This is a genomic window from Corynebacterium tuscaniense DNF00037, from assembly GCF_000759055.1.
Lineage (GTDB): Bacteria > Actinomycetota > Actinomycetes > Mycobacteriales > Mycobacteriaceae > Corynebacterium > Corynebacterium tuscaniense.
Genome location: NZ_JRNG01000011.1, coordinates 60,966 through 82,736, shown reverse-complemented (window position 1 = coordinate 82,736; position 21,771 = coordinate 60,966). Strand labels below are relative to the sequence as shown.

The 21,771-nt window shown below is 60.5% G+C and carries 21 protein-coding genes and 1 tRNA gene; 11 read left to right on the top strand and 11 right to left on the bottom strand.

Features of this window, described 5'->3' with window-relative positions; all coding sequences use genetic code 11:
• Nucleotides 1-667 precede the first annotated feature (667 nt).
• Nucleotides 668-2,230: a catalase gene (locus HMPREF2129_RS03530; RefSeq protein WP_034663161.1), complete on the top strand. Its 1,563-nt coding sequence runs from the start codon at nt 668-670 to the stop codon at nt 2,228-2,230.
• Nucleotides 2,231-2,384: 154 nt separating this feature from the next.
• Here HMPREF2129_RS03530 and HMPREF2129_RS03525 read toward each other — a convergent pair whose 3' ends face one another.
• From HMPREF2129_RS03525 to HMPREF2129_RS03500, 6 genes are read right to left on the bottom strand one after another with little or no spacing between them, the layout of a single operon-like run.
• Nucleotides 2,385-2,705 carry a Na+/H+ antiporter subunit G gene (locus HMPREF2129_RS03525; protein ID WP_034663159.1) on the bottom strand — a complete coding sequence of 107 codons (321 nt, stop codon included), beginning with the start codon at nt 2,703-2,705 and terminating at the stop codon, nt 2,385-2,387.
• Complete coding sequence (locus HMPREF2129_RS03520; RefSeq protein WP_052092659.1) at nt 2,705-2,971, bottom strand: cation:proton antiporter; 267 nt, start codon at nt 2,969-2,971, stop codon at nt 2,705-2,707. The genes HMPREF2129_RS03525 and HMPREF2129_RS03520 overlap by 1 nt, the downstream gene beginning before the upstream one ends.
• 8 nt (nt 2,972-2,979) lie before the next feature.
• Nucleotides 2,980-3,480 (bottom strand): monovalent cation/H+ antiporter subunit E, encoded by a 501-nt coding sequence (locus tag HMPREF2129_RS03515; RefSeq protein WP_084576496.1) that lies wholly within the window; start codon nt 3,478-3,480, stop codon nt 2,980-2,982.
• Nucleotides 3,480-5,009, bottom strand: coding sequence for a monovalent cation/H+ antiporter subunit D family protein (locus HMPREF2129_RS03510; protein ID WP_034663157.1), 1,530 nt, complete (start codon nt 5,007-5,009; stop codon nt 3,480-3,482). The genes HMPREF2129_RS03515 and HMPREF2129_RS03510 overlap by 1 nt, the downstream gene beginning before the upstream one ends.
• Nucleotides 5,009-5,398: a cation:proton antiporter subunit C gene (locus tag HMPREF2129_RS03505; protein ID WP_034663156.1), complete on the bottom strand. Its 390-nt coding sequence runs from the start codon at nt 5,396-5,398 to the stop codon at nt 5,009-5,011. The genes HMPREF2129_RS03510 and HMPREF2129_RS03505 overlap by 1 nt, the downstream gene beginning before the upstream one ends.
• Complete coding sequence (locus HMPREF2129_RS03500; protein ID WP_034663221.1) at nt 5,395-8,328, bottom strand: DUF4040 family protein; 2,934 nt, start codon at nt 8,326-8,328, stop codon at nt 5,395-5,397. Before HMPREF2129_RS03500 ends, HMPREF2129_RS03505 begins: the two co-directional genes overlap by 4 nt.
• Nucleotides 8,329-8,496: 168 nt before the next feature.
• Between HMPREF2129_RS03500 and HMPREF2129_RS03495 the strand changes: the two genes are divergently transcribed.
• Complete coding sequence (locus HMPREF2129_RS03495; RefSeq protein ID WP_052092657.1) at nt 8,497-10,077, top strand: ABC transporter permease; 1,581 nt, start codon at nt 8,497-8,499, stop codon at nt 10,075-10,077.
• A 246-nt stretch (nt 10,078-10,323) separates the two neighbouring features.
• Here HMPREF2129_RS03495 and HMPREF2129_RS03490 read toward each other — a convergent pair.
• Nucleotides 10,324-10,400 (bottom strand) — tRNA-Pro (locus HMPREF2129_RS03490).
• A gap of 112 nt (nt 10,401-10,512) precedes the next feature.
• Nucleotides 10,513-11,445, bottom strand: a complete 933-nt coding sequence (locus HMPREF2129_RS03485) for a metallophosphoesterase (RefSeq protein WP_034663153.1) — start codon at nt 11,443-11,445, stop codon at nt 10,513-10,515.
• Nucleotides 11,446-11,469: 24 nt separating this feature from the next.
• Between HMPREF2129_RS03485 and HMPREF2129_RS03480 the strand changes: the two genes are divergently transcribed.
• Nucleotides 11,470-11,919 (top strand): GatB/YqeY domain-containing protein, encoded by a 450-nt coding sequence (locus tag HMPREF2129_RS03480; protein WP_034663150.1) that lies wholly within the window; start codon nt 11,470-11,472, stop codon nt 11,917-11,919.
• A gap of 6 nt (nt 11,920-11,925) precedes the next feature.
• Here the strand turns inward: HMPREF2129_RS03480 and HMPREF2129_RS03475 are convergent, their stop codons facing one another.
• A complete protein-coding gene (locus HMPREF2129_RS03475; protein ID WP_034663147.1) occupies nt 11,926-14,301 on the bottom strand; it encodes a transglycosylase domain-containing protein in 2,376 nt (791 codons plus the stop codon).
• Between the two features lie 172 nt (nt 14,302-14,473).
• Between HMPREF2129_RS03475 and HMPREF2129_RS03470 the strand changes: the two genes are divergently transcribed.
• A complete protein-coding gene (locus HMPREF2129_RS03470; RefSeq protein ID WP_269544852.1) occupies nt 14,474-14,893 on the top strand; it encodes a WhiB family transcriptional regulator in 420 nt (139 codons plus the stop codon).
• 9 nt (nt 14,894-14,902) lie between these two features.
• Here HMPREF2129_RS03470 and HMPREF2129_RS03465 read toward each other — a convergent pair whose 3' ends face one another.
• Nucleotides 14,903-15,601 carry a 3'-5' exonuclease gene (locus HMPREF2129_RS03465; protein WP_156959228.1) on the bottom strand — a complete coding sequence of 233 codons (699 nt, stop codon included), beginning with the start codon at nt 15,599-15,601 and terminating at the stop codon, nt 14,903-14,905.
• Between the two features lie 133 nt (nt 15,602-15,734).
• On the opposite strand from HMPREF2129_RS03465, the gene HMPREF2129_RS03460 reads away from it, so the two are divergent.
• The 3 genes from HMPREF2129_RS03460 to HMPREF2129_RS03450 are packed head-to-tail and all read left to right on the top strand — an operon-like array spanning nt 15,735 to nt 17,215.
• On the top strand, nt 15,735-15,887 hold the full coding sequence (locus HMPREF2129_RS03460) for a DUF4177 domain-containing protein (RefSeq protein ID WP_170253116.1): 153 nt from the start codon (nt 15,735-15,737) through the stop codon (nt 15,885-15,887).
• A gap of 3 nt (nt 15,888-15,890) precedes the next feature.
• Nucleotides 15,891-16,346 (top strand): RidA family protein, encoded by a 456-nt coding sequence (locus tag HMPREF2129_RS03455; protein WP_034663142.1) that lies wholly within the window; start codon nt 15,891-15,893, stop codon nt 16,344-16,346.
• Nucleotides 16,347-16,393: 47 nt separating this feature from the next.
• Nucleotides 16,394-17,215 carry an MBL fold metallo-hydrolase gene (locus HMPREF2129_RS03450; protein WP_034663140.1) on the top strand — a complete coding sequence of 274 codons (822 nt, stop codon included), beginning with the start codon at nt 16,394-16,396 and terminating at the stop codon, nt 17,213-17,215.
• Between the two features lie 159 nt (nt 17,216-17,374).
• On the opposite strand, the gene glxR is transcribed toward HMPREF2129_RS03450, so the two are convergent.
• Nucleotides 17,375-18,058 (bottom strand): CRP-like cAMP-activated global transcriptional regulator GlxR, encoded by a 684-nt coding sequence (glxR, locus tag HMPREF2129_RS03445; RefSeq protein ID WP_034663137.1) that lies wholly within the window; start codon nt 18,056-18,058, stop codon nt 17,375-17,377.
• Between the two features lie 393 nt (nt 18,059-18,451).
• On the opposite strand from glxR, the gene nth reads away from it, so the two are divergent.
• The 4 genes from nth (at nt 18,452) to HMPREF2129_RS03425 (ending at nt 21,770) form a co-directional block, all read left to right on the top strand.
• A complete protein-coding gene (nth, locus tag HMPREF2129_RS03440) occupies nt 18,452-19,264 on the top strand; it encodes an endonuclease III (protein WP_052092650.1) in 813 nt (270 codons plus the stop codon).
• The gene (locus HMPREF2129_RS03435) at nt 19,261-19,866 is read left to right on the top strand and encodes a TlpA family protein disulfide reductase (RefSeq protein WP_034663136.1); all 606 of its coding nucleotides are present in this window, start codon (nt 19,261-19,263) and stop codon (nt 19,864-19,866) included. The genes nth and HMPREF2129_RS03435 overlap by 4 nt, the downstream gene beginning before the upstream one ends.
• Nucleotides 19,867-19,973: 107 nt before the next feature.
• On the top strand, nt 19,974-20,579 hold the full coding sequence (locus HMPREF2129_RS03430; protein WP_232218085.1) for an NUDIX hydrolase: 606 nt from the start codon (nt 19,974-19,976) through the stop codon (nt 20,577-20,579).
• Entirely contained in the window at nt 20,580-21,770 is a 1,191-nt protein-coding gene (locus HMPREF2129_RS03425; RefSeq protein WP_034663132.1) for a MarP family serine protease, read from the top strand.
• Nucleotide 21,771: the final 1 nt, after the last annotated feature.

Genomic DNA, 21,771 nt, shown 5'->3' with positions numbered 1-21,771 from the left:
TTTACGGCAGATAAACGACACTCCCCATGTCGAAAGCCAGCGATAGCTGGTCTTTCGCCATGCCTAAAAACAGCTGGTTTGACGATGACGGTGAACGCTACGCAAAACCGCAGCTCGCTGATCGGCGTTCGAGGCAATAGCCAAACCGGATAACCTCACCAACCTACGAACACCAAAGCCCCGGCAGCCAAAAACAGACAACCAGGGTGTGGGCGCTCCGACACCAAGGGCACTACATCATTCAATTCGGCATTGTGCCATATCAGCAACTGCTATTTCTGACTCCGGAGAACACTATTGGGGCAGCACAGAAGATGTTTACTTGGTCCCGCCTGTCGTTGCCGTGGTTATGGGGGGATGGGGGATTGAATCGTCGTTTAGCGGGCCAACTTTTCGGCCGTAAGTCTCCTGAAGGAGAGCATTAAGAAGTGCAAAGTGGCCTCCGAAGAATATGGAAGACCCACTCTTCGAATCCGAGCCTGATCCCACCGCTTGCTGAAAAACGACATTTCTCCGCTGTGAAGCATGTGACCAGATGATAGGGGGGCTTTTGGATGGCTCAGCCAAAGGAATGATTTCGGCCGAAATTGGTTGAAGGTCACAGTTAGCGTGCGTAGTGTCGGACACATCAGTGAAGAAACCTGGATCAAACGAGGAGGCCCATCGAATGGCTGACAACAAACCTGTAGATGACATTGTGAAGAAGGGTGAACGCCCTGCCGGTGACGGCAAAACCACTCGCTTGGGTGGCCAGCCCGTCGCATCGGAAAATATCTCCATCACCGCCGGTCCGCAGGGGCCGAACCTGTTGGATGACATCCATCTGGTAGAAAAGCTTGCTCACTTCAACCGTGAGAATGTCCCCGAGCGCATTCCGCATGCCAAGGGCCACGGTGCTTTTGGTGAGCTGCACATTACTGAGGACGTGTCTAAGTACACCAAGGCCAAGCTGTTCCAGCCGGGCACCGTCACCCCGATGGCGGCTCGTTTTTCCACCGTTGCTGGTGAGGCAGGTTCCCCGGACACTTGGCGCGACGTCCACGGATTCGCCTTGCGTTTCTGGACCGAGGACGGCAACTACGACATTGTGGGTAACAACACCCCGACGTTCTTCCTTCGCGACGCAGTGAAGTTCCCGGACTTCATCCACTCTCAGAAACGCGATCCCGCATCCGGTCTGCGTAGTGATGAAATGCAGTGGGATTTCTGGTCCCGCACCCCGGAAACCGCACACCAGGTGACCTACCTTCTCGGTGACCGTGGCACCCCGAAGACTTCCCGCCACCAGGACGGTTTCGGTTCCCACACTTTCCAGTGGGTCAACGCTGAAGGTGATGCAGTGTGGATTAAGTACCACTTCAAGACCCGTCAGGGCTGGGAGTGCTTCACGGACGAAGAGGCAGCTAAGGTCGCTGGTGAGAATGCTGACTACCACCGCCAGGACCTCTACGAGGCCATTGAGCGCGGCGACTACCCGATCTGGGATGTCAAGGTTCAGATCATGCCGTTCGAGGATGCGGAGAATTACCGTTTCAATCCGTTCGACCTGACTAAGACTTGGTCGCAGAAGGACTACCCGCTTGTCGACGTTGGCTACTTCGTCCTCAACCGCAACCCGAAGAACTACCACGCTCAGATTGAGCAGCTGGCTCTTGACCCAGCCAACCTCGTCCCGGGTGTTGGTTTGTCTCCGGACCGCATGCTGCAGGGCCGTGTCTTCGCCTACGCTGACCAGCACCGCTACCGCATCGGGCCGAACTACAAGGACCTTCCGGTCAACCAGCCGATCGTTCCGGTGAACACCTACTCTGAGCGTGGCCCGATGGCGTACTTCTTCAACAATGAAGGCGAGCCGAACTACTCCCCGAATCGCACGGATAAGGGAGCGGGTTACTTGGACAACGGTGAGGATTCCTCCTCCAACCACACCACGTATGGTCAGGCTGAGGACCTCTACGTCAACCCGGATCCGCACGGCACGGACCTGGTTCGCGCCGCCTACGTCAAGCACGCGGAGGATGATGACTTCGGCCAGGCAGGCACCCTCTACCGCGAGGTTTTCGATGATGCTGCTCGCGAGCGCTTCATCAACAACGTGACCAATAAGATGCTGCCCATCAAGGACAAGGACGTTGAGGAGCGCACCTTCGCTTACTGGGGCAACGTGGACGCTGACCTGGAGACCAAGCTGCGTGAGGTGCTGGCGCAGAAGCGCGCAGCGCAGGGCTAGGACCCTTTAGGGTCCCGCCCCCGGGGGCCCTTTCCTAACACAGAACCCGCTTTCTAGAACCCGCTTATTGGCCAAAAATCGTCGATAAGCTGGGTCTTGAAAGCGGGTTTTAGCTTTGGGGCGGGGCGCTGGTCGGGCGCCCTCGTGCCTGACCTTAGCCAGCGGAGCGGGGGTCCACTACGGTCACGCCGTGGATGGAGCGGCCCATGATAAAGGAGCCGACGGAGCCGACAATCCATACGCCCAGAATGGCGATACCAGCGCGGATGGTGTCCGCAGCGTTGAAACCGTCGGTGGCCCAGTCGGCGGTAAGTTTGGCCAGGATCAGCGCTGGGAAGGCGACGCACACCAGGGGACCCATGAGGTTCACGCGGGTCAGTGCGTTGGGGGCGCGGAGCTGGAGGATGAGGGTGGCCACGGTCATGAACACGGCGATGGCCACGAAGAACAAGACGATGAACTGCCAGAGAGCCATTAGCGGCGCCCCCTCGAGATGATGCGGGACATGGACAAGGTTGGGATCGCGCCGCAGACGAGTGCGGCGAGGATGGCTATTTCGTAGCCGATGAAGGTGTCGTTGAAGATGGTCCACACGAAGTAGAGGCAGACCGCGCCGTAGAAGATGTAGTCCGCCAGCACGGCGCGGCTGAGTTCGTCTTTATCGCGCAGGATGGCTACCAGCCCGATGATCACGCACGCCACCATGATCACGATGGCACCGATGAGGATTGTTTCAAACATGGTGCAGGTCACTTCCTTCCATTCTGAGCCAGCCCACTACGCCGAGAACGCCGGGCACGCCGCGCGCGTCGGGCTTGGTCAGCGGCATCGACTGGGTCGGCGGCGTCGGGGTTAGCAGCGTCGCGCAGGTCTTCGTAGGACTCCCAGAGGACCTGAGTGGGGTCGATGGGGGTGTCTTTGACGCGGGGGGCAACGTGTTCTTCCATATCGGCAAGCCCAGCGATGACGTCTTCGGGGTTGGAGCCGAAGGCGGCTTGGACAAGCATGATGCGTGGTTTGCCAGCGCCGGTGTCGCGGAAGCCCATGGCCAAGGTGGATGGGGTGGCGGTGACGGAGGTGGAGAACCAGAAGAGTTCCCATTCGCGGTCCACACGTAGGGGGTAGTAGATGACGATGGGTTGGAGGCCGGAGTCCGCGCGGAATGCCGCGAGTGCGGTGGAGAATCCAGCGACCATGATTTCTTTGACTATCCAGGCGAAGTAGCGGATGCCGTGGAGGATGGTGTTCATTAGTGGCCTCCTTGCAGGGTTGCGGTGTCGGGCACACCGATGGGGGCGGTGCCGAGGACGGCGGAGGTGTAGGAGGGGACGTCGAGAAGCGCGTCGATGGAGGCTGTTGTTGCGCCCCACAGTGGGCCGGCGGCGATGAACATGCCGAGCGAGATGAGCATAAGGCTTATCGACGGTGCCACAAGCGCCCCCCTCACCCTCAAGTTTTCCGGGAACCGGTCCATGGGGCGACCCCAGAACACTTCGCGCCAGACCCGGAACATGGCCAGCATCGCGCCGAAGGAGGCGACGATGATCGCGGCGATGACCACCCAGGAGGCGAGGTCACCGGGGCGTGCGGCGGCGAAGACGAGGGAGAGTTTTCCCCACAGGCCGGAAAATGGGGGGAAGCCGATGACGGAGAATGCGCCGGCGGCGAAGACCGTGGCGGTGATGGGGTCGCGCCGGGCGAGTCCGGAAAGTTTGGATAGTGTGCCGGTGCCGTAGGTTTCTTCGATTGCGCCGGAGTTCAGTGTCAGTGCGCCAATGGTGATCATGTGGTGCAGGGTGTACATGAGACCGGCGGCGAGTGCGTACCGTGCGTTTTCCTGCGTGAATGCCAGCATGATGAGGATGAACGGCATGCCGTTGATCATCTGGTAGCCGAGTACCTGGCGGATGGTGGATTCCGCGAGACCAGCGAAGGCGCCGATGAGCATGGACACGATCATCACACCGATGATGAGCCAGTTCCAGCGCGCATCCATGTCAAAAATGACCACCCAGATGCGGAAGAGCATGTACACCGCGACCTTTGTGTGCAGACCTGAGAACAGACCCATCACTGCAGCGCTTGTCGACGTATACGTGCGCGGCAACCACGTATGCAGCGGGAACACAGCGGCCTTCGCGCAGATGGCGGCAACCACGATGGACATGGCGACGGTAACGGGGCCGTTGCCGGCGGCCGCGCCTTGGAGGGCACCAATGTTGACAGCTCCGGTGACGGCGTAAACGTAGCCGACACCCATGACCAAGAAGGTCGACGCGGCGAGGTTCACCAGCACAAAGAGGCGCGCGGATTGGAGGCGGTGGCGGGTGCCCGACATGGCGATGAGGCCGTAGGAGGGCAGCAGCATGACCTCGATCATGACGAAGAAGTTGAACAGATCCGCCGTGAGCAGCGCTCCGGAAACACCGGTGATGAGCACCAGCGTCAGTGGTGTGTAGTAGCGCGCATTCATTTCACCGGAGACGATGGCGAACCAGTTGGAGATCAAAGCCACCAGCATGGTGGTGATGAGCATGATGGCGGAGAATTGGTCCCCGGCAAAGGCGATGCCCGCCCCTCCTTGGTAGAGGCCAATGATGTGGCCGATGGTGCCGTGCTGCGCGGTGTAGAAGTACAGCCAGATGCCACCGGCGAGGTTGATGGTGGGGATGAGGAGGGACAGTGCGTCGTTAAGCAGGCGCCAGGGTGAGAGCGCCGTGACTGCCGCAACGATGAGTGGCAGTGCAACGAAGACAGGAAGTAACGCGTCAGGTGCCATTAGCCGCGCACCCCCTTGTGGGCCGTGCGGCCGGTGGTGGTGAGGGCGTCCGGGTCGAGCTTGGCGGCCTGGTCTGCGTCAAGGATGTTCGCAATCGTGTCATCATCACGTCCCAGGGCGGCAAGCAGGAGCAGGATTGTCGTGGTGGCCATGGCGATGACAATCGCGGTGAGCACGAAGGCTTGTGGCAGCGGGTCCGACATGTGTTCCATGGGGGTCTGGGAGGGGAAAGCCTCCCCACGCCAGGCACCATTGCCGGCCGCCAGGAGCGTCAAGTTACTGGCGTGCCCAAGCAAAGACATGCCGAAGATGATGCGCACCATGCCACGCTGCATGATCAAGTACACCGCCCCGGCGACGAGGATTCCAACTGTGACTGCGTAAATCATTTCGCTCCTCCCTTCGGGGTTTTCCGCGATCCTGCCGCGATGGCGCTGGCCAAGTCCAGTGGTTTCGCGGCCGGGTTGATGGGCTTCGGGTGGGCCTTCGCGGCCCCATCCGGTGTGGAAATCTCGGGCACATCCGGCAGAGGGTTGGGCCCGTCGCGGTGGTAGTCCAACTGTTCGCGGTCCGCGCCGGGGCGCAGGTAGCCACCCATGCCGTTAATGGCCATGGTGAGCATGCCAAGGACGGCAAGGTAAATGCCGGCGTCAAAGATCAGCGAGGTGGTCATGTGCTCCCCGGCAATTTCACCGTGGATGGCGTACATGAAGCCGCCCTCGATGAAACCGAGGAAGCCGGAAGAAATGGCCACGATGATGCCAATGCCGGTGAGGTAGATCGGCGTTTTGGGGCCCACCGCATTGCGGTCAGAGCTTTGGGACAGGTAGCTGAGCACAAAGGCGGTTGCCAGGACAAGTGCGGCGATGAAGCCACCACCCGGGGCAGTGTGACCGCGGAAGAAGATGAGCACGGACAACACGATGAGGATTGGGGTAACCAGCTTGGCCACTTTTCGCAGTGGCAGCGTGTTCAAACGTGATTGGCCAAAAGGTGCTGGCCGGGTGCCGTCCTGGAAGTCATGGCGTGGCACCGAGGCGGTGACCGCGGCGATGACCACGGCAGCCATGCCCAGGACGGAAAGCTCGCCCAAGGTATCAAAACCACGGAACTCAACGATGATCACGGCCACGATATTGTCCGCACCCGTGAGCTTGCCACCCTCCGACAGGTACCACATGGCCAGGTCAGAGCGTTCCCGACGTCCCGTGAGCCCATACACGCCAAGGAACGCAACAACGCCAGCGACAGCGGCGAAGAGCATGGACAACGCCTTTCGCTTCTGCGGGGTTTCGGAGAAAAGGCGGGGCTGGTAGCGCAGCACCATCATGATCACCACGATGGTTAGCGCCTCCACCGTGAACTGTGTCAGTGCCACGTCAGGCGCACCGAGCAACAGCATCTGCAAACTCATGCCTACGCCGGCGGTGCCCAACAAGACGGCTGCGGTCATGCGCTTCTTCGTGGTCACCAGACCAAAGACAGACACGCCGATGATGGTCAGTGGGATGAGATCCCAGTAGTTATCCAGGCCGTCCGTTCGCGGGGCCGGGACCACACCATCAACACCCGTGGTGAACAGGGCGGTCACAGCACCCATGGTCACGATGACGGCCACAAGCCAGACGAGGTGGCGGGACGGGTTGAAGCTATTTGCCATGGCGCCGGCTGCGCGCCCGATGCGTTCGGAGCCTTTCACCACACCATGCAGGACATCATTGCCGGTAAACGGCAGGAGCTGCTTGTTCTCCAGTGCGGCAAAGACCGGTTTGCGCACGAAGAGGAACACGATGCCCGCCACAAGAACCACCATGGACACGATGAACGGCCAGGTCACGCCGTGCCACAGAGCCAAGTGGGACTCAAAGCCGGCGGCGGGGGCGATGGAGGAAACGGCGCGGGTCACAGGGCCGTCGATAAGCGAAAGTGCAAAAACCGCAGGCACCGACAACAAGCCGGGAAGCGCGGCCGGAAGCCACAGGGACGTTGGTGCTTCGTGGACATCGGACATGTCACGTGGGCCGTCGATGAATGCGCCGAAGACGATCTTGGCGGAGTACACGAAGGTGCACAGCGCGGCGAGACCACCGAGTGCGAGCAGCAGCGGGCCGTACGCGGTGGAATGGAACGCATCCAGGATGGATTCCTTGGACACGAAGCCGAACAGTGGCGGGATTGCGGCCATCGATGCGGCAGCGATGACGAGGGAGCCGAACGTGAACGGCATCTTGTCCCACATGCGACCCAGGCGGCGGATGTCGCGCGAGCCGGCCTCATGGTCAATCACGCCGATGAGCATGAACAGGGAGGACTTAAACAGCGCGTGCGCGAGCGTGTGCACGAGTGCTGCGGCAAGCGCGAACGGGGTGCCCACGCCGACAGCTGCGACGATCCAGCCCAGGTGAGACACCGTGGAGTAGGCGGTGAGGTGCTTCAGGTCCGTCTTCGTGATGGCGAAGATCGCGGACATGAGTGCCGTGCCCAGACCCACCGTGACCAGCAGGACATTCCAGGTGGTGTTGCCGGCAAAGATGGTGGAGAAACGCAACAGTAGGTAGATACCTGCCTTGACCACCGCGGCGGCGTGCAGGAACGCGGACACCGGCGTAGCGGCCGCCATCGCCTCCGGCAGCCAGAAGTGGAAAGGGAACTGGGCGGCTTTGGTGAAGCCGGAGATGGCAATGAGCACTGCCACGCCGGTGACGATCTTGCTGTCTTGCTGCCACACATCCGCAGCGAGGATCTCGCTCAAGCGGGTCGTGCCCGTGGTCACCGCGGCAATAGCCAACCCCGCTAGCAGCGTCAGACCGCCAAAGAAGGTCAGCGCAAGAGTGCGGAAAGAACCGGCCTCGCCCGATGAGCCTGACCGGGCGATGAGCAGGAAGGACGCGATGGACACAAGCTCCCAGCCGATGAAGAGGAGCACCACATCGTCTGCAAGCACGAGCAGTAGCACCGACAGTGTGAAGGCCGTCATGATGGTGTAAAAGCTCGTATTGCCGTCATTTTTGGGCAGGTACGCCGCCGAATAAATGAGCACGATGCCACCGATGCACAAGGCGAGCAGCGCGAAGAAAGCACTGAGCCCATCAGCGCGCAACGCAATATCCACGGTGGTTCCGGGGCCGAGTAAATCTTCAGCCCACGTTGTTTCAAACACGAGGGGACCAGCGCCGTTAAGAGCGCGCGTGAGAAGTCCGGCGGCGATGAGCATGACGGGACCCAGGACCCAACCAGCCCTGCGATCCACCGCGCGCACCAGCACCGGGGACGCAACCACAGACGCAGCAACGATCCCTAGAACAATAAGAAGAGCCATAGGCACGGGGTATTTCTGGTTACGGGTGCGCGGGTAAGCCCACCCATGGGATGTCATCCAACGTATCAGGTGCGCCGGTGGACGGCTCAGTTGCTTTTTGCTTATCGACGCCCCTCCTAACAGCGTGTCACACCAGAAGCAACCGTCACATTCGTTACATTTTGCGCTATGAAGTGGAACGTAGTCCTTGCGTTTGTAGTATTCGTCGTTGCGGCAATTTCTCCCATGAACCCCGCCGCCACGTGGACAAGCCCTAATTCTGAACAAACCACGGGTGCCCCCGCCGCCTACGCCGGGCCGGACCAGCTCGTGGGTGCGCGCCGCGCGGCAGGTGATGCGGCGGCGCAGGCCAGCTTCCTTGTTCAGGGAACGCAGAAACTCGTCGATGGTACCGAGCAGCTCAAGGACGGCTCCGGTGAACTCGTCGACGGCATCCAAGCCGCCCGTGATGGTGCGGACCAATTGTCCAAGGGTATGACTGAACTACAAAACGGCACCGGGGCGCTTGCGGATGGTGCCACCCGCCTGGCGGATTCCGTCGGCGGCGCGGTTGACCAAGTAGTCGGGTTTGATGCCGTCCGCGGCCAGGTTCTCTCCGCGATTGACAGCACCCTGCGCAGCACCAAAAACTCCCGCGACCCAGACGTGATGGACCTGCGCGACCAGCTTGAGGGCCTGCGGGGCCAAGTGGAAATCGCTGAAATTCCCCAAGACATGCACAAACAGCTCGACGAGCTCAAAAGCGGCTCCCGGGAACTGGCCAACCAGCTCTCCGTGCCTGGCTACGCCTACCACGACGGTATCTACTCAGTCACCAACGGTGCCCGCGACTTGGCCAATGGCTTGAACGAGATGAACAACAAGGTCGGCGACGCCACCGGCGGAATCGATGAACTCGTAGACGGCGTGAGCAAGATCGACGACATGGCCAACACCACCCAGGACCGCATCGGCGACGTGCAGCGCGCCATGCCGGCACCCGCGCCAGTAACCAACGGTGATGGCGCCGACACCGACGGTCCGACTTCCGCACTCGCCCCACTGGCCGCGATGCTGGTGAGCGCACTGGCCGTCGTCGCTGGTGTAGCACTCGCCCTGGCCGCCTACGCCGTGCGTGGCCGAAACCGCTGGCTCACCCTCGGTGTGGGCACAGCGTTCATTACCGCCGCTGGTCTCATTCTCGTGGGCATTCTGGGGACGAACCTCAGCGTTCTTGCCCTGGCCGTCAGCGGTCTTGCTCTCGCACTTGTTACCCTCGCCTCCGCCGGCTTCACCTGGATCGTTCGCTCCTCCTTCGGCCGCACCGGCGGCACCGCCGTTGCCGGTATCTTTGGTCTCCTGCAGATGGCCATCGTCGGCTGGGTGTGGTCCACCGCCGCTACCGGCAACGTTGGCTTGCCGTGGCGCACCATCTCCTCCGCACTGCCCATGCACTGGTCAACGGCGGCTATCTCCTCCGCTGGCAACCAAGGCTCCGCCATCGCCATGTGGTCTGGCCTGGTAATGAGTGCCTTCCTCGCCCTGTTGGGTGCCGCCGCCGTGGCCATGACCACACGCGCGGTGGGCGGAAGCCTTGGCGGGGACTATGAGGAGTTCTACGATGACTACTCCGATGATTACCCCGAGGATGATGCGGATGACTACGTGGATGACTACGGGTATGACGCAGAAAACCAGGTGAAAGACCAACGCGAATCACCCTCACCCAAGGGCAACCACTCGTGGCGCTCACGCTTAGGCCGCCAATGAAACTTTTCACTACCTAAGGAGATTGTGGCGAATCCCAGAAAAGGCGGGAAGTGTGACTAATTGGCCGGAGGGATGGTAAAAAGAGTGTGTCAGTTCGTAGCATGAGACGAACTGACAGCTGTTTCCTTTCAGGGACAGGGGCAGATGAAGGGCGCCGCTACTCCCAGCGGTGCCCTTCATTGTTCTTGACCCTTAACCCCCAGACGGACAAGGAAGAAGTAAGCCCCCTCAACGAGGGGGCTTGAGTGGTCGGGATAACAGGATTTGAACCTGCGACCTCTTCGTCCCGAACGAAGCGCGCTACCAAGCTGCGCCATATCCCGGTGTATCAGAACCACGGCCGGGGCCGTGGTGTGGTACTCGGGATACTCTAGTCCACGGTGGGGATACTGCCAAAACGCCAGCTTGGAATGTTTTGGGGCGGTTGAGGAAAAGCTATTCCGGGCGTTCGGTGATCCGGATGAGGCTGGCGGATGGGCGACAAAACAGTCGCACTGGGGCGAACTTGGAGGTACCTAGGCCGTTGGATACTTCCAGCCACATTGTGCCGTAGCGGTGGAGGCCCGAGGCACGCCCCCGGTCAATGTCCGCGTTGGTGACTAGGGCGTGGCCGCCGGGCAGGCAGATTTGTCCGCCGTGGGTGTGGCCGGCGAGGGTCAGGTCGTAGCCATCGGCCTCAAAGCGGTCGAGGACACGGCGGTAGGGGGCGTGGGTGACGCCGATGGCTAGATCAGCGGCAGGGTTGGGGGCACCGGCGACGGAGTCGTAGTCGTCGAAGTCGTGGTGGGCGTCATCGGTGCCGGTGACGGCAAGTTTTAGGCCACCGGCCTTGAACTCTAAGCGGGCGTGGGTGGCGTCTTGCCAGCCGTGTTCGATGAAGGCGGCGCGCATCCCCTTCCACGGCAGATCCACATAGGAGGGTTCACGCTTTTGGTCCAGCAGGTACTGCAAAGGATTGACCATGCGTGGGGCCCAGTAGTCATTGGTGCCAAAGACGAAGACGCCGGGGCGGTCTAGGAGTGGGCCAAGGGCATTGAGTACGTCGGGGACGGCGCGCTCATCGGACAGGTTGTCACCGGTGTTCACCACCAGATCCGGGTTCAGCGCATCGAGGGCGCTGACCCACTCCACCTTGGTTTTTTGCCCCGGGATCATGTGGAGGTCGGAGAGGTGGAGGAGGGTGAAGGCGGGGGGCTGTGAGGCGTCGATAAGCGGATTGCGCGGCAACGTGCCGGGCGGAAGAATGGGTAGCTCGTACGTTTTGAGCTGGAATTTTGTTAGTTCACTCACGCCGAACGCGAATACCACCGCGCCGAGACCTGCGAGTCCTGCGCCCACGCGGGCTACTTGTGCCAGTCGCTTCCTCATTCGCCCAAGACTACTCTCGGGACCATGAGTGAACTGAAATTGAAGATCTCCGCCGACCTCAAAGAAGCAATGAAAGCGAAGGATAAGACCCGCGTTGGTGCGATTCGTATGCTGCTCGCGGCGATTCAGACTGAGGAGACGGAAGGCACGAAGCACGAGCTCACGGATGATGAGGTGCTGAAGATCATCGCGCGTGAAATTAAGAAGCGCCGCGAATCCGCTGAGATCTACACGCAAAACAACCGCGAGGATCTTGCGGAGACGGAGCTCTCCGAGGTCGCCGTGCTCGAGGATTACCAGCCAGAACAGCTCAGCGATGAAGAGGTTGCTCAGCTTATCGACGCTGCCGTGGCCGAAACCGGCGCCACCTCCATGAAGGAGATGGGGCAGGTGATGAAGCTGGCTACGGAGAAGGCAGCTGGCCGCGCGGACGGAAAGCGCCTGTCTACGGCAGTGCGGGAGCGCCTGGCCTAAGCACCTTTAGCCGAAGAGGTCTGCGAGGCTGTCCGCGAAACGGTCCAACTCCTGCTCAAACTCCTCGCGGTTGAAGGTGGGGGCATCTTCCTCATCCGTCCGGTCGCGGCGGGAATCCTCGCGGGAGGGGGAGCCATCCGCCAGAACCAGAGTGATGGTTGAGTTCGGTCCCGGGTCCGAAACAGAGCGGGTATTCACCACTTCATCGCGGGGTTTACCTGTGCCTGAGGTCATGGTTTCGCGGACTCGGAAGCCAGCGTCTTCCAGCATGGCGCGGGCCTCATCCTTGTGCATACCCACGGCGCGCTTGAGCAATTCCTTGCGTGCGGAGGGGTCAAATAGGGCACTCGGAGCAGGCAGACCGGCATCTTGCACGCCGGCGCGGGTAGCCATGGCGAACCAGGAATGAGCCGCCTCATGGCCACCGAACAAGGTCCCGCTGGAGCACTGGCGTACCGGGCCAGTACACAGCGGGGTGGTTTGAGTGCCGTCGTTATAGATGTATGTGGCAGCAGCGAATCCATTGTTGAAGCCAAGGAAAGCGGATGACTGGTGTGATTCTGTCGTACCCGTCTTCGCGGCCACCGGCCCGCTCCAGCCATTTGCCCCGGCGGCATCCTTGGCTGTGCCGGAAACAGCGTCCTCAGCCATGCCGCCAGCGAGACCTGCGGCGAGGTCTTCAGATACCGCCTGCTGGCACTGGGGGCGATCAATAAACACTTCTTCCCCTTGGCGGTCCACAACCTTCTCCACTGGGCTCGGCTCACACCACATTCCCTTAGACGCCAGCGTTGCCCCCACATTGGACAGCTCCAGCGGATTCACTGGGGTGGGGCCAAGGGTGAAAGAACCCAGGTTGTGTTGGCGGAAATAATCCGCGATGGAACTCTCACCATCGAAAGTGCCGGCGTCCTCATAGGAGCGCAAGCCAAGGCGCACAGCCATGTCCACGGTTTCTTCGACGCCCACGTCCTCAATAAGCTCCACAAAGGATGTGTTCGGCGACTGCGCCAACGCATCCCGCAACGTCAGCTTGGGGGCGTACGAGCCGGCGTTTTCAACACAGTAAGCACCCGCTGGGCAGTTCCGGGCGCCACCTTCACCCATGCCGTACACCACAGCACGGGTAGGAACATCAAGTTCAGACTCAAGGTTATAGCCCTTCTCCAATGCGGCGGCAGCGGTGAAGATCTTGAACACCGAGCCAGCACCATTGCCCACCATGGTGGAAGTTTGAGGCAAGACGGTCTCACCCACTTCTTGGTTGAGGCCGTAGCCACGGGAGGAGGTCATAGCCAAGATCCGGCGAGAATCCTCACCGGGTTCAACCACATTAATCACCTCGGCCACACCCTGCTGGCTGGGGTTGACTGCCCCGGCCGCGGCCTCACGGGCGATGGCTTGGACCTGCGGGTCGAGAGTGGTGGTGATGGTGTAGCCGCCCCGCTCGAGTTCTTCCATGGGCAAGCCCTTGCTGCTCAGATAGCGCAGTGCGTAATCACACAGGAAACCAGCATCACCAGCGGCGATGCAGCCGCGGGGGAGGAGTGCAGGCTGATCCAAAACCCCCAGTGGCTCCCCCGCGAAACGGTCAGCCTCCGCCTGGGCGAGGTAGCCCGAGCCCACCATGGCCTGCAGTACTGTGTTGCGGCGCTCCGTGGCGCCCTCCGGGTTGGTGTACGGGTTGAGCATCTCGGAGGACTGTAGCATGCCCACCAGCATTGCTGCCTGCGGAACCGTCAGCTCAGCCGCCGAAGTATCAAAGTAGGTACGGGCGGCGGCCTCAATGCCAAAAGCGTGGTTGCCAAAAGACACTAAATTTAAGTAGCGCGCCAGGATCTCTTCTTTAGGCAGCTTCTTGTCCAAATCAGAGGCCATGCGCATTTCGCGCAGCTTGCGGGGGAGGGACTGTTCGACGGCGGCGCTTTGCTCCTCCGGATTCTCAGCGGCGACAAGCAGCAGGTAATTTTTCACGTATTGCTGGTTGATCGTGGATGCACCCTCAGCCACCCCACCTGCGAGGACATTGGCCACGATTGCGCGTGCAAAGCCTTGCATATCCACGCCCTCGTGCTCGTAGAAGCGCCTGTCCTCAATAGCAACGAGCGCATCCTTGGCAGCCTGGCTGATCTCATCCGGAGCGACCTCGTAGCGGCGCTGGGTGAAAATCCACGCCATCGGGTCGCCGTTCTTATCGGTGATGGTGGTTACCCCGGGGGCAGATCCGTCTGTGAGCTCCGCGAGGTTGGATTGCATCGTCGAATTCACACGGTTGACCGCAGTACCGCTGATCCCCACAACGGGGGCAAGGCCGAGCACGGTGACGAGACCCGCGGCCACGGCACCGACGAAAACTTTTCCTAGCGAACCTAGTGATGACACTCCTCATACACTACGGCGTGAGTATGTGAAGCGGAATCTTCACCTACCCCCGTGCGTGTGATCTAATCGACAGTTTTAAAATCGCGTGATTAGACTTACAAAACAACGTCGCATAGATTTCTACGTATTGAAAACTATTTGAGTCTTTAAGACGTTTGCGAAGGAGATAGCTGTGACCACGACGATCAGTAACCGCACTCTTGGAGTTGCCACCGCGCCTCTTAAGGAGCGGACAAAGCTAGTACGTCCGGCCAAGCCGTCTTCTACCACTGGTTACCCCGGCCAGCAACAGCAACCGAATGACTCGGTGGACACCTTTGAGCGTGGGGAATGGGTTACCCAGGCAGTATGCCGTCAGGGCGACCCAGACGCACTCTTTGTCCGTGGCGCGGAGCAGCGCAAAGCTGCCGCCATCTGCCGCGGATGCCCTGTGCTGTTGGAATGCCGCGCTGACGCGCTGGACAACAAGGTTGAATTCGGCGTGTGGGGTGGTCTGACCGAACGTCAGCGCCGCGCCGTTCTGCGCAAGAACCCTGAGGTAACCAACTGGGCGGAGCACCTCAAATCTGGCCGGGAGGTCATCGGCCTGTAGGCGCCCCAGTTATTTGCCCAGCAGCGTCTGCGCCAGCGCGATCACGCCTGCGGTACGCTCCTCGTTCTTGTGCCCGCTCGTCGGGAGCACCTGAAAAAGCTTTTGTACCCACGCGCCCTCACCCCCTACGCTGCCGCGCGGGCAGAGATTAACCCGGGATGCTGGGGGAGTAGTGAAAAGCGCAGCTGGGAAACCTGCGATGGGGGCTTCGTGCTGTGTGGCGAAGTAGGTGAAAAGCTTGGCTGTTGCCTGCGCATCGCCCAAGGCGGAGTGGGGGAAATCATTGTGGATTCCGGTTCTGCTGAGGGCGTCCGCTAACTTCTTCACCCCGAGATAATGGCTGGCCAGGTGCATCGTGTCCATCCATTGATAAGGCAGGCCTGCTGCAACGCCAGCTCGTTCGAACTCGTGCGCAAGGAAACGCTGCTCGAAGGACGCATTGTGCGCAACTAGGGCGCGTCCATTGAGAACAGCGCCCAAGTGCTTTGCGACGTCCGCGAAAGTAGGCGCATCCACCACATCCGTTGCTGTGATCTGGTGAATCTCCGAATTCGCGATGTCGCGCAGTGGCTGGATGAGGGTCTCCCAAGTGCTCTCAAACACAAGATGGGAGTCCAGCAGCACCACTCCAATTTCAATGATTCGATCACGGTGGGAAAACCCCGTGGTCTCCAAGTCCACTACCGCGTATCCCGACTGATAGCTCATGTTCGCCATTCCTCAGGCCGATCCTTGTTCTGACAAATGTCAAGTTAGTGGAGGGGCGTGACATTTCCGGTGAACAATGGGATCAGCCGTTCGATTCGGATATGGGGCGGAGCGCACCGGTAGTGTGGTGGCCATGAAGAAATGGGAATACGTCACTGTGCCACTGTTGTCTCATGCCACCAAGCAGATCCTGGATACGTGGGGTGAAGAAGGTTGGGAGCTTGTCACTGTTACTCCTGGCCCGAACCCGGAGAACATGGTTGCTTACATGAAGCGGGAGCTCTAAACCATGGGAGCGCTTGAACGTATCATGGAATTGGGCCTTACTCTCCCTGCTGTTGCTGCACCTGTTGCGGCCTATGTGCCGGCCACAAAAGTAGACAATCAGGTATGGACATCAGGCCAGTTGCCGTTCGTCGATGGTGCCCTGCCAGCAACTGGCAAGGTCGGTGCGGAGGTAACTGACGAAGAAGCTTATGGCTTTGCGCGCACCGCCGTGCTCAACGCGCTGGCAGCTGTTCATGCCGAGGTTGGCCTGGACCGTGTTGTGCGTGTGCTCAAGGTTGTGGGCTATGTGGCATCCGCCCCTGACTTCTATGGGCAGCCAGCCGTGATCAACGGTGCTTCCGAATTGATAGGGGAGATCTTCGGCGAAAGCGGTGCTCATGTTCGCTCCGCCGTTGGTGTTGCTGCGCTTCCCTTGAATGCTCCGGTTGAGGTTGAACTGGTTGTTGAGGTGCGCTAGCCGCAGATCTTCGTCGCTTCAATAGGTGAAGCGGTAGGGTGGAGTACATGAAGCATCCTGCTTATAGCCAGCTGCGTCCAGTGACTCCCTCCGCTGGTGTGGTCTTGGCACCGAACCCCAGCTATGCCGCGTTGGAGGGTACTAATACTTGGGTGATTCGCGCCCCGGAGGATGAGTTCTCCATCGTGATTGATCCCGGCCCGGAGGACGAGGGGCACCTTAACGTTGTGCAGTCTAAGGCCGACAAGGTTGCACTCATCCTTCTGACGCACCGGCACCATGACCATGCGGACGGTGCCGCGCGCTTCCGCCAGCTCACCGGAGCCCCAATTCGTGCTTTTGATGAGCAATACTGCTCCGACGGTGAAGAACCTTTGGAAGACGGTGAGATCATCAAGGTCGACGGCGTCACCCCGCAGATCAAGGTGGTGCACACCCCAGGTCACACGGCTGACTGCGTGTGTTTCTACATTTACTCCGGTGATCCGAACAGCCCAGATTCAGTACTCGAGGGCATTGTCACCGGTGACACGATCGCTGGCCGTCACACCACTATGATCTCGGAGACGGACGGTGACTTGGGTGATTACCTTGAGTCCTTGTCCAAACTTGAGGAGGATGGAGCGGGTATCCCGCTGCTGCCGGGGCACGGTCCTGATGGGGAAAATCTGGCCGAGTTTGCCCGCAAGTACATTGACCGCCGCGAGTACCGCCTGGATCAGATCCGCAAGGTCCGTGAGGAACACGGAAATGACCTGTCCATCACGGAATTGGTGGACGCCATGTATGACGACGTAGATCCGGTTCTGCGCGGTGCTGCTGAGCAGTCCACGCGCGTGGCTCTGCGTTACCTTGACGGTAAGAAGTAAGCCACACCCGCCCGAACTGAAATTCAGCCACCCGCTGCCCCAGGCTCGTGATACCAACTCTGGAGAGTCGGTATCATTTCCTGGGTTTTGCTGGGTGGCTGTCGTGTTTCCGGGAGCCGAGGGCAGGACCCTCGGGCCGAGCGCGTCGCCCGTGTAGCGCTAGCGTGCGCGGCGTGCGAGGTGTTCCGTGTCCACGATGACCACGGACTTGCCTTCGAGGCGGATCCAGCCGCGCTGGGCGAAGGTGGCCAGGGCCTTGTTCACGGTTTCGCGGGACGCACCAACGAGTTGGGCGATCTCTTCCTGGGTGAGGTCGTGGTTGACGCGCAGCGCGCCACCCTCTTGGACGCCGAAGCGGTTAGCCAGCTGAAGTAGGGTTTTGGCCACGCGGCCTGGCACGTCGGTGAAGATGAGGTCTGCCAGCGAAGCATTGGTGCGGCGCAGGCGACGGGCCAGTACGCGGAGGAGCTGTTGGGAGATCTCCGGGTGGTCAGCGATCCACTTCTTGAGCATCTCCGAGTCCATCGTGGCGGTGGTTACCTCGGTTACGCACACGGCGGAAGACGTGCGTGGGCCGGGATCAAAGATGGACAGTTCGCCGAACATGTCAGAGGGGCCCATGACGGACAGAAGGTTTTCGCGACCATCAGGTGCGTGACGGGCAAGCTTCACTTTGCCGTCGACGATGATGTACAGGGTGTTCCCGGGTTCACCCTCATCAAAAATGGTGGTACCGCGGGGGAATGTTTCCGCTTGCATGTCGCTGATGAGGTTGACTACCGCATCAGGGTCGACGCCCTGGAAGATGCCGGCGCGCGCCAGTGTGTCCTGTACACTTTCCATCGCTTCTCCTCCTTGGTTGCGTTGGCACTGGGTCATAAGTGAGCGACTCCAGGGCGCTGTGGAGTTGGTCACCCATGACCTAGTTCGCGCCCCAAGTCACAATAATCACTAGAGTAGCACGTCCAGAATCGTGTACACGTGCTTTCGTGCGTGTTTCTGGGGCTTTCCTGAAAATTTTTCCCCGGAAAAGTAGATACAGGTTAGGGTAGCTGGATTTAGTCTTGGGGGTTCACCACTGCGGTTTCAAGCCGCTCCATCAGCACGATGAAGAGCGCAAGGAACAGCGGCGCAAAGAGGGCCGCAAGAAAAGTAACCATGCCTCCCATAATAAGGCGGACTTATTCATCGGTGACTCAGGGCTACCGCCTCAACCTCACAGCTATAGTTAACGGCATGTCTGACGCCGTTTCTCCACCCCCGCACTTTGTGCGCCGGACCCGGCGCCCGGGAACCCATCCGGCAGCGAAAGGGAAAGAAACGGAACTGGGGCGCACTCGCCGCGGTCGGCGCATTAACCGGATGCTGGCGCAGGTCTATCCCGATGCGCATGCGGAGCTGGACTTCACTACCCCCCTCGAACTGCTCGTGGCCACGGTGTTAAGTGCCCAGACGACAGACGTGCGCGTCAACCAAGTCACCCCTGAACTGTTCCGGCGCTATCCCACGGCGGAAGCCTATGCCACCGCGAATGTGGATGAGATTGGGGAGATCATTCGCCCCGTGGGGTTTTATCGGGCGAAGGCGGGGCATTTGAAGGGGTTGGGAGAGATGCTCGTCGATAAGCATGGCGGCGAGGTCCCTGAAGCCCTCGATGACCTTGTGAAACTTCCTGGAGTTGGGCGAAAAACAGCGCATGTTGTGCGCGGCAATGCCTTTGATCATCCAGGGTTGACCGTGGATACGCATTTTCAGCGGCTTGTGCACCGGCTTGCGCTGACTGAGGAAAACGATCCGGTGGCCATTGAGCATGCGATTGGCGCGATCATTGAGAAAAGTGAGTGGACAATGTTCTCTCACCGCATCATTTTCCATGGTCGGCGGGTGTGCCATGCGCGCAAACCGGCGTGCGGGGCGTGCCCGATCGCGTATGAGTGCCCGAGTTTCGGTGCCGGCCCGATCGAGTGGGATGAGGCTGCGGCTTTGGTCACTGGTCCGGAACGTGAGCACATCCTGGATTTGGCTTCCGGCGAAGGGGAGGGGCAATGACGCGGAATCTCCTGTTTGGCGTGGGAGCTATCGTCGTTGCCACGGTGCTGGTCATCCTCGGTGCGATGAAGCTTTTCAGCGTCGCCCCGGGGCCCAACGCAGCCCCGGACCCAACGGTTCCAACGGCGAACCAGCAGACAGTCGCGCCGGAAGAAGCCGATAACGTTGCGCTCGGTTCACGGCCGGATTGCCTCGTGCGTGCGATTGGCGGGGTGGAGCTGCCGTGCTTGGGTGGCAATGAAGCAGCGGAGCAGAAACCTGGCTCCAATGATGTGACGGTGGTGAGTCTGTGGGCATGGTGGTGTGCGCCGTGCCGGGAGGAATTGCCGTTGCTGGAGGAGTATGCGGGGGCGCACCCGGAGTTGACTGTTGTCGGCGTGCATGCGGACCAGAAAGCTGCGGCTGGTGTGGCACTGTTGGATGAGCTCGGTGTGGATCTACCGTCCTACCAGGACAGTTCTGGTGTGTTTGCAGCGGAGCAGAACCTGCCACAAGTTGTGCCGATTCTGATGGTGTTCCGGGGTGAGCAACGCATTGGCATGTTTGCTAAGCCCTTTGCCAGTGTTGAGGAAATCGCGGCTGCTGTTGAGGGGGTGCTGTGATGGGTGTTCAGCTGAATTCTGACCATTCGCCGCAGTGGTTGCGCGGGCTCACAGATGTTCTGGGTCGGCCGGGGAGCGCGAAATTGGTGCACAAGATGCAGGGCCACATGCGCTTTGCGTCCCGTAAACCCAAGCATGCGGCGGTGCTCATGTGCTTTACCGGTAGGGCGGATGCGCTCACACTCCCGGAGGACGCCCAACTCCTGATCACCCACCGGACGCCGACGTTGCGGAACCACTCCGGCCAGATGGCGTTTCCTGGTGGGCGCGTCGATCCGGGGGATAACGGCCCCGTTGGTGCGGCGCTGCGTGAAGCGCGGGAGGAAACCGGGCTGGACCCGGCGGGAGTGACACCCCTGGCGGTGGTGGAGTCCATTGCGGTGGGCCCGTCGGGCAATCCGGTAAACCCGGTGTTAGCCTACGCCCCGGAGCCCGGCCCGGTCTGGTCGGCGAGCCCGGCAGAAAACGATGATGTTTTCTTTGTGCCCCTGTCCCACTTCATTAACCCCGACAACCGCTTCCGCGTCTCGCGTCTGGGCTGGTCAGGCCCCGCCTTTGGGTTGGATGGTTACGTGGTGTGGGGGTTTACGGCCTCGCTGATCTCAGTGATGATCCGTGAGGCGGGATGGGAAGAGCCGTGGGAGCACAAGGACGCGGTGGATTTGCGTCAAGCTCTTGGTAGATCCCGTAATGGGGAAGGGCACGGCTTCTAGATGGTTTCTGGTTTTCTCCTCGTGGATTTACTCGTTGTTGTTTTGCTTCTCGCCGCGCTCATCAGCGGGTGGCGTAGTGGTGCGCTGTCAGCAGCGTTGGGTGCGCTCGGCATCGTTGCGGGTCTTGTCGTGGGGCTTGGCGTCGCGTCTGCTCTCGTCGGGCTGTCGGAGGTGCCCGGGATACGTGTTTTGCTCGTTCTGGCCACAGTGGTGCTCTTCGTCGGCGTGGGCAACATCGGGGGCGCCACAGTGGGCGCTACTTTGCGGGATCGCATGCGCACTAAGTCTTCACAAAGGTGGGATTCAGGGCTCGGTGCGGCCTTCCAAGCCATCGTTGCTGCGATGGTGATCTGGCTCGTTTCTCTCCCGGTCGCCGCAAATGTCGGTGGCCCCGTGGGTACCGCAGTGCGGGAATCGCGCATTCTCAGTGCGATGGATAGCGCCGCGCCAACGTGGGGCAAGCAGGTGCCGGAGCAGATCGCAGCGCTTATCGACGTCACAGGCCTACCACCCATGGTCTCCCCCTTCGAAGCCAAGGGGGTAGAAGTTGCGGACCCTGATCCTGCCGATGTTGATCCGGCTGTGATTGAGGCTCTGCGCCCAAGCGTGGTCCACGTGCTAGGGGATGCGGAAAGCTGCCACCGCCGTCTTTCCGGTTCCGGCTACGTCGCAGCCCCCGATTACGTCATTACTAACGCGCACGTGGTTGCCGGCACCAACGCCGTGGAGGTGGACACCGTCCTGGGCGTAAAGGAAGCAGACGTTGTTTTGTATAACCCCGAAGTAGACCTTGCTGTTTTGCATGTTCCCTCACTCGGCATTGCGCCTTTGGACTCAGCGAAACACCAGGCACGCAGCGGTGATGGTGCAGTGCTGCTGGGCTTCCCAGCCTCTGGTCCGTTTACTGCCACACCAGCGCGTGTGCGCGACAAGGTCACCATCTCCGGACCAAATATCTACGCCAATGGTCGCACCGAAAGAGAGGCATACATCCTGCGCGGGCAGGTACGTCAAGGTAATTCCGGAGGCCCCCTGGTCACACCGGACGGCAAGGTGGTTGGCGTGATTTTTGGTAGCGCAGTGGATGGCAGCAACACCGGCTACGCTCTCACCTTTGAGCAGGTCAACGCGGTGGTGGGGGAGATTGGAAGGCTAACGGAGATCGTCGATACGCAAAACTGCATGGGCTAGA